Genomic DNA, 9,244 nt, shown 5'->3' with positions numbered 1-9,244 from the left:
GAAATATCCAGAAAAAAGTAGTTTCTTTGCAAACCAAATTAAGGCAGTAGAACAATTACAAGAACAAAACAATAAAGAATAATGAGTTTTACAATATTTTTAGTATTAATTGTTGTAGTCGCATTTTTACTAGTAGTAGTTATCATGGTACAAAACCCTAAAGGTGGCGGACTATCTTCTACATTTGGTGGTGGTGGCTCACAACAATTAGGCGGTGTAAAAAAGACTACCGACTTTTTAGATAAAAGCACCTGGTATTTAGCAACATTTTTGTTGGTGTTAGTTTTAGCTTCAAACGTAGCTATAAACAGAGGTGAAGGGAATGTAGATTCTAAAGCATTGGATACCGATGCCCAGACAACGCAGCCATTACCTAATGCAAATACTACACCATTACCGGCTAATGACAATACTACACCGGCTGACACAACCGGTCAGTAAGTATGATTATAAAAGAATAAAAAATGCCAACTTAAACCGTTGGCATTTTTTATTTCCTCCTATTTGGTGGACAGGTCTGCAAGTTTGTCAGTTCAAAAGTATTGGCACATTTTTAGCATAACGCTAAAGCGTTAAAATAAATCAATTTAATAAAAACTATACAGGAAAATGGGCTTAAACATTAAACCATTAGCAGACAGAGTTGTTATAGAACCTGCTGCCGCTGAAACTACTACAGCTTCGGGGATCATTATCCCGGATAACGCAAAAGAAAAACCACAAAGAGGAACCGTTGTAGCTGCCGGACCCGGCACTAAAGACGACCCTATTACTGTTAAGGTTGGTGATACCGTTTTATATGGTAAATATGCCGGAACAGAATTAAAACTGGAAGGCAACGATTATTTAATCATGCGGGAAAGTGACATATTAGCTATTGTACAATAGCAAATTCCAAATAACAAAAATCAACTATAATTAAATAGATTCCCACTGAAGTTTATCTTGAGCGATAGTAGAAAGGCGGGAACGACAAAATAAAACACATTATGGCAAAAGATATAAAATTCGATATTGAAGCACGCGACGGTCTAAAACGTGGTGTGGATGCATTGGCAAATGCAGTAAAAGTGACCTTAGGTCCTAAAGGAAGAAATGTAATCATCTCTAAAAGCTTTGGAGCTCCTCAGGTAACTAAAGATGGTGTTTCTGTGGCGAAAGAAATTGAGTTAGAAGATGAGCACGAAAACATGGGGGCTCAAATGGTAAAAGAAGTAGCATCTAAAACTAACGACCTGGCCGGTGACGGTACCACTACGGCTACTGTCTTAGCGCAAGCCATCGTTAAAGAAGGGTTAAAAAATGTAGCTTCCGGAGCTAATCCAATGGATTTAAAACGCGGTATTGATAAAGCGGTGGCAACCATTACAGCCGATTTAGAAAGTCAATCGCAGGAAGTTGGGAACTCTTCGGAAAAAATCAAGCAGGTGGCTGCTATTTCAGCAAACAACGATGACACCATTGGAGAATTAATCTCGCAAGCTTTTGAAAAAGTTGGTAAAGAAGGTGTTATTACGGTGGAAGAAGCCAAAGGTATGGAAACTTATGTTGACGTTGTTGAAGGAATGCAATTCGACAGAGGGTACTTATCACCTTACTTTGTAACGGATTCTGATAAAATGGTGGCCGATCTAGAAAATCCATACATCTTATTATTTGATAAAAAGATCTCAAACTTACAGGAGATCCTTCCAATATTAGAGCCAGTTGCTCAATCAGGTCGTCCGTTATTGATCATTGCTGAAGATGTTGACGGACAAGCTTTGGCTACTTTAGTAGTGAACAAGTTACGCGGCGGTTTAAAAATTGCTGCTGTTAAAGCACCCGGGTTTGGAGACAGACGTAAAGCCATGTTAGAAGACATCGCCATCTTAACCGGTGGAACTGTTATTTCCGAAGAAAGAGGATTTACTTTAGAAAATGCGGACTTAACCATGTTAGGAACTGCTGAAACCGTAACTGTTGATAAAGACAATACCACTATTGTTAACGGTTCCGGTGATGTTGAAGCTATTAAAGCCAGAGTAAACCAAATTAAATCTCAGATTGAAACTACCACATCTGATTACGATAAAGAAAAGCTTCAGGAGCGTTTAGCTAAATTAGCCGGTGGTGTTGCTGTACTTTATGTGGGTGCTGCCAGTGAGGTTGAAATGAAGGAAAAGAAAGACCGTGTTGATGATGCTTTACATGCTACAAGAGCAGCCGTTGAAGAAGGCATTGTTGCTGGTGGTGGCGTTGCTTTTGTAAGAGCTAAAGCTGTTTTAGAAACCTTAACTACTGAGAATTTAGACGAAACTACAGGAGTTCAAATAGTAAATAAAGCTATAGAATCACCACTACGTACTATTGTTGAAAATGCCGGTGGCGAAGGTTCTGTAGTGATCAATAAAGTTTTGGAAGGCAATCAAAATTTTGGTTACGATGCCAAATCTGAGGAATATGTTGATATGCTTAAAGCCGGTATCATTGACCCTAAGAAAGTAACACGTATTGCTTTGGAAAATGCCGCTTCTGTAGCCGGTATGATCCTAACTACCGAATGTGCTTTAATTGATATTAAAGAAGAAGCACCTGCTATGGGTGGTCATGCGCACGGTGGTGGTATGCCAGGCATGATGTAATAACGCACAACCCGGTGTAATACCTGGGCAGTCATTTATATTATTAAAAAACGCTTCCGGAATTGGAAGCGTTTTTTTATTCCTTAATATTTCATAGTTTTAAACAAATCAATTCAGGATGAAAAAACAACTGCGTTATGCCCTTGGAGAAATATTTATTGTCATCGTTGGTATCTCCATTGCTTTTAGTTTGAACAAATGTGCTGAAGTAAAAAAGAATGATGCTCAAAAAACGCAATATTTAGAGAATTTAAAAGAAGACATCAAAGTTGACAAACAACATCTGGAACAAAATCTCGAAGCTATTAGCAATAAAATAAAAGCCCTAAACGAAGTTATCCCGTTAATAAATACAGACGTTCCTGAAAAATTAAAATCACATCAAAAGCTGTTCAGCTCCTTTACCCTTTCTGAATTTCACCCAAAAGATATCACCTATCAAACCATGATCAATTCAGGTGATTTTAAACTTATTGATGATTTTAAATTAAAAGCGGCTATTGAAGAACATTACTCCAATTACAAATCCATTTTAAAAGATTATTCCAGACAGGAAACCATTCATAAGGAATATTTAGGAAATTACCTGATCAATCATGCCGATTATGACGTTATGAGGCAGGGGCAATTTGGATTTAATAACGAAGCGCTCCTTAAAAACATTCTACAAAGTATGAACGGGTCTTTTGGTATTAAAAAGGAAGCGACCGAAAGGGGTATTAAAAGTTGTGATAGTTTACTGGTGGTTTTAAACAAATATTAAGTTTTAAGTTATATCATTTAGAAACAACAAAAAAGCCCAAACTTTTGGCTTGAGCTTTCTATTAATAATGTTGTCTTCCTAATGATGGTGATGTCCGTCACCTTTTTCATGTTGCTCTTCTTCCTTATGGGCTCCTTTTACATCCTCATCTCTGTACTTACAGCACGCATGTACTTTAGCATAAGCCTCATCAGTGGCTTTGGCCTCCTTGACATCATGGCCTGCAGCTAAAACACTGGATTCAATCGTCTTTAAATTGGTTTTACGTTCATCAAAAACCAGGCTTAATTGATGCGTCTTCACATCCCATTGGGCGAATTTAACCCCTTTAGTATTCAAACACGCCTTTTCAATTCGTGCTTTACACATCATACAAACACCGTCTACTTCTGTTGTAGCTTTGGCGTTTTTGTTTTGAGCAAATGTTATGCTTCCTGTTAGCATTAATGCTATTACTAATAATTTTTTCATTCTAAATTTCTTTTGTCATTCCCGTGAAAACGGAAATCTAATTCAACGTATTTTTATTTTATGTGGATTCCCGCTCTCGCGGGAATGACAGATGCTATTCTATTTTAAATCTTAAACCGACGTAATACATACTTCCAAAAATGGGGCCGTATACAAAGGTGGTATCAAAATTTGCTCCAAACGGATCATCAGCACCCAAAATTGGATTTGGCTGCCTTACATCCGTTATGTTCTCGCCACCTAAATATACTTCAAATTTAGGAGAAAACACCTTAGTTATTTGTGCATTTAGCGTTGAAACCGTTGGCGTATTTTCAGGTAATTGATATGGAACCGGGTTAGTGGACGTAGATGAAAACCGTTGTTCCCCTAACCAGTTAAACGTAGCATCAAACTTCCAGCGACTACCCTCCTCAGTTAAAGGTGTTTCATAACCAGCATTGGTAAAAAACCGGTGTTTAGGTGTTAGCGGCCTTGCGAATGTTCCCAATTTATAATCCGTTTTAACATCGTAAAATTTATAGGCCATTCGCAAATCAAAGCCTTCAAAAGCATTATAATTAAACTCAGCCTGAAAACTGTCAGCATAACTCTTGCCTTCCAAATTATAAAAACTGACCTCTAACGGATTTTCATAATCCACAACCACCTGATTTTTAAAATCGGTTTTGTAATAATCTACCGTGATATCAGCCTTTTTTCCAAAAAGGTTAAACCCCTGTAGATACGACACGCCATAATTCCATGCAATTTCCGGATCCAGGCCATAGATATTACCTCCAACATCATCAATAACAATGCTACGGGATGTGGCAAACAATTTTTGATTTTCAGCAAAAATATTCGCACTTCGCTTCCCTCTTCCAAAAGAAGCCCTGAACGCCGACTTACTCCACGGCGAATAACGTGCATGCACCCTTGGGGTAATAAATGTTCCCAATAAGTTATGGTAATCAATACGAATACCTGCTGTTAAATTAAACAGTTCCAAATTGTCATGCGAATACTCAAAAAACCCACCAACTGAAGTTTCGGTTCTTTCATAATCTACGGTATTTACTAACTCATCGTAATGGTCATACGTATAACTCACCCCTGTTTTTATTTTATGGCGCGAATCACTAATGATCGAGTTATAAATAGCATTGGCATATAAACTATTATGGGTGATATCATAAGTATTCAATCCAAAATACGATTCCTGGGTATGACTGCTAAAAGCCGTTTGCACCCCTAAACTTTGCCATGGCACCTCCGGATTCACATAGCCTAACTTAGTAGCAATCTCATAACGCCTGGTATCAATCTCACTACCCCAACTATTCGTTGTCAGCTTATCTGTATTGGGGTTGAAATCAAGTTGACCCGATTGTTTTTCATCATTTAAAAATTTTAGATTAATAAACGACACCAGGCCTTTTTCAGGATCTGTATATTGCCAACGGTTCATGATATTGATTTGTTTTTGCAAAGGCATATCCAAAAAGGAATCATTATTTCTGTCAAACTTCTTATCACGCAAATTTCCATGAATATACAAACCTGTATCCCATTTATCCCCTACGTCTGAATTGATGTGTGTATTAAGTTCTAATCGACCATTCACAGAAGCATAGGCATTTACAAACAACCTGTCATCTGTGGAAGGCTTAACAAGCTCTGCATTGATTTGCCCGGCAATACTTTCGTAACCATTCACTACGCTTCCGGCACCTTTGGTAATTTGGATGCTCTCCACCCAGGTTCCCGGGATAAAGCTCAATCCGAAAGCCTGAGAAGCCCCTCGGATAGAGGGAATGTTTTCCGTTGCAATTAAGATATACGGACTGGTAAGCCCTAACATTTTTATTTGCCGGGTTCCTGTAACAGCATCTGAAAAATTAACATCAATAGACGGATTAGTTTCAAAACTTTCAGATAAATTACAACAAGCCGCTTTTAACAATTCATCACTACTCACGGTCAATACATTCTGTGCTTTTAAATAGGATTTAGCCGTGGATTGCTTCCTTGATTTTACAGTAACAGCGTCCAAATTATCGGAAGGTTGTAACCAATGATGGATCATTTTAGGTTCTGTAACGGTTATAGTATCTGTTTTAAAACCTACGTAACTGATCACCAGTTTGGTATACGCTTTAGAATAAGACAAGGTGAATTTACCATCAACATCGGTTACCGTTCCAATGGTAGTATCTAACCAATACACGTTGGCACCGGCCAAACCAATGTGTTCATTCTTGTCATTAGCTTCCATGATCATCCCGCTTATATTATCTTGTGATAGTGATAAAAGTGGAAGCATTAATAATATATATAATATGTTTTTCATTATTTTTTCTTTTATAAAGCCAAGTGACGCTTATTGTTACTTTAAAAGCATAATAAGGGCCATAACAATCATGACACTATTTTCTATAAAAGTCGCTTTAGTCATGGGCAACTTTAGGGCTGTACCCAGACATGCGCATTGGATCGATTTCTTATTCAGTAATGTTCTTGTAACGCCAATGGTGGTAATTCCTAAGATGATCAATGTAACCACTAATGCCAAAGGAATTTCAATGCGCATTAAAAACATAAGCCCCAGGGCTACTTCTATAAAAGGATATATCCAACTGTAAATGGGCATGACCTTAGCTAACGGATCATACATTCTAAACGATTGCGGAAAGCCTTTTAGATCCAATAGTTTGAAAAAGCTAAAGATGATGTAAAAAAGCCCCATAAAATCCAGCATAAAACTGTCTGTATTCCAGGATTCATAGTTTAAAAGGACACTGGTTATGATAATGTATCCGAAAATCAGGAATAACGGAAAGAGTTGTTGTAATTCTGATTTTTCTTTGGCCACAACAACTTCTTTCTTTTCCGAAATGGTATATTTATCCGAAAGTGCCTCCTGTAATCTTTCTAAAGAAATGGCATTATTTATTTCCAATACAGCTTCGGAAGATTCCAAATTAACTGAAGCTTTCTTAATGTCCGGAAGTTTACTCAAAGCCTCTTCAACCGAAGCTTTGCAACCATTACAGGTCATACCTGTAACTGTATATATATGTTTCATTTTAAATTAAATTTGATTAATAATCTTTTGTCTTCCCATATCAAATGGGAGTTATTGGACCATAGATTCCCGCCTTCGCGGGAATGACAAAAAAGACTATTTTATCAAATCAAGAAAACCTGGTCTAACACAAGAATGTCCCTGACCAAATTAGGTGGTGAGTAATCTTTATGAGGTACCGCTTTTTCAGGTGCTCCTTCAAAAAGATTAATATAGGAATATACAAATGAAGTTATAAATTGTTGTTGATCTACATCTAAATCATCAAAGGATTTGATCAGTTCGTTCTGGCCCTCAACAACAGCAATTTCATCTTTACAGCAAGGTTTTTTCGTGATATTCTCCAGAGCTATTTCTTCGGCTTCCATAGCACACTTTTCAACTTCGGTAAAAACTGCAACATCTACTAAAACATCGCCGCAGAAATGTTTTTCAATAGTGAACGACAGTGTTGAAAACAACACCAACGAAGCCATAAACACTGAGAAACTTTTATGTAATAACTGCTTAATCACCTTACAAAGGTACAAAACCTTTAAACGCTGCCTACTTTTTTATCAAATGATTAACATTACTTTTTAAGCTTGTTGTAATAAAACGCAGGCAGTAACAACAGCAAAATTAACGGATGAATTAAAAACCTGCGCACATTAAAGAACATATAATAATCTTCTTGTTTCGGGTTCACCACGAAATACAAATAGATCATAATTAATATTACAAATGCCAACGCATAAACAAGAACTGAAAATTTAATAATGCCTTTATCTTTAAAAACAACATACAGAATGGCCAGAGAAATAACCGTATTCAAAGTATAGCGAAACGTGGTAAATGCGACTAATTTGGCTACTTCTCGCCTGGGGCTGTCTATATATAAATAGTCGTTTTGAAAGAACACCAAATACGGATCGTAGAATAATACATCTTCAAAACCCCTTATTAAAACCAGTAACCCAAAGAGGACAAAAAGTAATATGTATTTAGTTAGCCTATTCACGTGTCTTTTTCTTTTTAGAAAATCGCTTTACCCAAAAAACCCAAAGTAAAAATACCATCCCGTAAATAATGGCCGGAAAAACAACCGAGTGTAAAAAATCCGAATGCCCGGGGTAATGATACAACCCAACAGTCAGTAAAACAATACGCAATAAATTAACGGTATAAATTAACACACTGCCTGCAAACAAAAATAAAAACGTGGTTTTAAACTTTTCAGAAAAAGCAATGATAAACGATACAAACAGAATAATAACGCTAACCGAATTACAGCCTTCAATAATTCTGGCTAAATAAGTACCGTTAACAATCACTTTCATAGAAGGCTCATCAGGGTGTGGCTGCATTTTTACATCGTAGCCCAAAGTATTTAAAACTACATCGGTTTGTTTAGACACCAAATGCGTCATATAATCCGGATAATACTTAGACCCGTCCGATACATCCAAATACCAACTGTAAAGCAGTGAAAATCCAATGTACACTAGTAAAAACGTCAGGATAAACTTAACTACAGCTTTATATTTTATAAGAAGTGCTTTCAAAAAAATATGTTTACGAATCCGGATGTCGAAATTACACCTTTTTAAATACTTTTCTTCTGTAAAAACTAAATTTTGCATTTTATTTTTGTGAATTTACAAACCAAAAAATTCATGTACTTTTGCCCCAAATTGAGTTAAATATGATTTTTGAACAACTAAAGCCGCAGGTTGAAACTATACTTTCTGACGATAATAAATCTGTTAATGAACGATTATTACAGGTTTGCAAATTGCTTGAAAAACATATTGACTACTACAATTGGGTTGGGTTTTATTTTAGAAATGGTGAGAAAGAAGAACTTATCTTAGGGCCTTATGTAGGGGAACCTACAGACCATACTGTGATTCCTTTTGGTAAAGGGATTTGCGGACAAGTAGCTGTTAGCAACCAAAACTTTGTAGTGCCTGATGTATCAGCTCAAGATAATTACATTGCCTGTAGCATCACGGTGAAAGCCGAAATAGTCATCCCTATTTTTGTAAATGGCGAAAATATTGGACAAATAGACATAGACTCCAACACACCAGACCCCTTTACTGAAGCAGACGGACGGTTTTTAGAGTTTGTAACCAAGAAAGTTTCTAAAATACTTTCTTGAAAACCCCAATATTTCAAAATCCAAATTCCAGGCGTTTTACAGAATTCCATTTTGGGTTTTGGGATTTCTTTTTTTTGGAATTTGAACAACTTGTTAACAACTTTACTTTTTCGTTAAAAAAAGCCCTTATTTTTCACTTCCACAACGTTATTTTTTTCCTTTAAATAACTACTTTT

General features: G+C 36.6%; 11 protein-coding genes. 5 read left to right on the top strand and 6 right to left on the bottom strand.

The annotated features are described in order from the left end of the window. Positions 1–78 precede the first annotated feature (78 nt). The 4 genes from secG (at position 79) to Q0983_RS11910 (ending at position 3,387) form a co-directional block, all read left to right on the top strand. Positions 79–441, top strand: a complete 363-nt coding sequence (gene secG / locus Q0983_RS11925; protein ID WP_299553328.1) for a preprotein translocase subunit SecG — start codon at positions 79–81, stop codon at positions 439–441. 168 nt (positions 442–609) lie between these two features. After that, positions 610–888 (top strand): co-chaperone GroES, encoded by a 279-nt coding sequence (locus Q0983_RS11920; RefSeq protein ID WP_299553322.1) that lies wholly within the window; start codon positions 610–612, stop codon positions 886–888. 101 nt (positions 889–989) lie between these two features. After that, positions 990–2,624: a chaperonin GroEL gene (gene groL / locus Q0983_RS11915; protein ID WP_299553319.1), complete on the top strand. Its 1,635-nt coding sequence runs from the start codon at positions 990–992 to the stop codon at positions 2,622–2,624. Between the two features lie 118 nt (positions 2,625–2,742). Continuing rightward, positions 2,743–3,387: a DUF6090 family protein gene (locus Q0983_RS11910; RefSeq protein WP_299553316.1), complete on the top strand. Its 645-nt coding sequence runs from the start codon at positions 2,743–2,745 to the stop codon at positions 3,385–3,387. Between the two features lie 78 nt (positions 3,388–3,465). Here Q0983_RS11910 and Q0983_RS11905 read toward each other — a convergent pair whose 3' ends face one another. The 6 genes from Q0983_RS11905 to xrtF all read right to left on the bottom strand — a co-directional run bounded on the left by Q0983_RS11905 (position 3,466) and on the right by xrtF (position 8,469). Further along, on the bottom strand, positions 3,466–3,858 hold the full coding sequence (locus Q0983_RS11905; protein ID WP_299553313.1) for a heavy-metal-associated domain-containing protein: 393 nt from the start codon (positions 3,856–3,858) through the stop codon (positions 3,466–3,468). Positions 3,859–3,952: 94 nt separating this feature from the next. Continuing rightward, positions 3,953–6,190, bottom strand: coding sequence for a TonB-dependent receptor (locus tag Q0983_RS11900; protein ID WP_299553311.1), 2,238 nt, complete (start codon positions 6,188–6,190; stop codon positions 3,953–3,955). Between the two features lie 36 nt (positions 6,191–6,226). Beyond that, complete coding sequence (locus tag Q0983_RS11895) at positions 6,227–6,925, bottom strand: MauE/DoxX family redox-associated membrane protein (protein WP_299553309.1); 699 nt, start codon at positions 6,923–6,925, stop codon at positions 6,227–6,229. A gap of 104 nt (positions 6,926–7,029) precedes the next feature. Next, positions 7,030–7,401, bottom strand: a complete 372-nt coding sequence (locus tag Q0983_RS11890; protein ID WP_299553306.1) for a hypothetical protein — start codon at positions 7,399–7,401, stop codon at positions 7,030–7,032. Between the two features lie 95 nt (positions 7,402–7,496). Beyond that, positions 7,497–7,925, bottom strand: coding sequence for an exosortase F system-associated protein (locus tag Q0983_RS11885; protein ID WP_299553303.1), 429 nt, complete (start codon positions 7,923–7,925; stop codon positions 7,497–7,499). Next, entirely contained in the window at positions 7,918–8,469 is a 552-nt protein-coding gene (gene xrtF, locus Q0983_RS11880) for an exosortase family protein XrtF (RefSeq protein WP_299553300.1), read from the bottom strand. The genes Q0983_RS11885 and xrtF overlap by 8 nt, the downstream gene beginning before the upstream one ends. A gap of 140 nt (positions 8,470–8,609) precedes the next feature. Between xrtF and Q0983_RS11875 the strand changes: the two genes are divergently transcribed. Further along, positions 8,610–9,068 carry a GAF domain-containing protein gene (locus tag Q0983_RS11875; RefSeq protein WP_299553297.1) on the top strand — a complete coding sequence of 153 codons (459 nt, stop codon included), beginning with the start codon at positions 8,610–8,612 and terminating at the stop codon, positions 9,066–9,068. Positions 9,069–9,244: the final 176 nt, after the last annotated feature.

Origin of the sequence: Seonamhaeicola sp. (assembly GCF_028281565.1) — a bacterium.
In the GTDB taxonomy this organism is placed as follows: domain Bacteria; phylum Bacteroidota; class Bacteroidia; order Flavobacteriales; family Flavobacteriaceae; genus Seonamhaeicola.
Note: the sequence above shows the minus strand (reverse complement) of the source record. Positions and strands in the feature narration are given on the sequence as shown.

Coding starts and splice junctions, on each gene's coding strand:
- Q0983_RS11890 (WP_299553306.1), bottom strand. CDS start 7,401: ATGGCTTCGTTGGTGTTGTTTTCAACACTGTCGTTCACTATTGAAAAA.
- Q0983_RS11875 (WP_299553297.1), top strand. CDS start 8,610: ATGATTTTTGAACAACTAAAGCCGCAGGTTGAAACTATACTTTCTGAC.
- Q0983_RS11910 (WP_299553316.1), top strand. CDS start 2,743: ATGAAAAAACAACTGCGTTATGCCCTTGGAGAAATATTTATTGTCATC.
- Q0983_RS11905 (WP_299553313.1), bottom strand. CDS start 3,858: ATGAAAAAATTATTAGTAATAGCATTAATGCTAACAGGAAGCATAACA.
- groL (WP_299553319.1), top strand. CDS start 990: ATGGCAAAAGATATAAAATTCGATATTGAAGCACGCGACGGTCTAAAA.
- Q0983_RS11895 (WP_299553309.1), bottom strand. CDS start 6,925: ATGAAACATATATATACAGTTACAGGTATGACCTGTAATGGTTGCAAA.
- Q0983_RS11920 (WP_299553322.1), top strand. CDS start 610: ATGGGCTTAAACATTAAACCATTAGCAGACAGAGTTGTTATAGAACCT.
- Q0983_RS11900 (WP_299553311.1), bottom strand. CDS start 6,190: ATGAAAAACATATTATATATATTATTAATGCTTCCACTTTTATCACTA.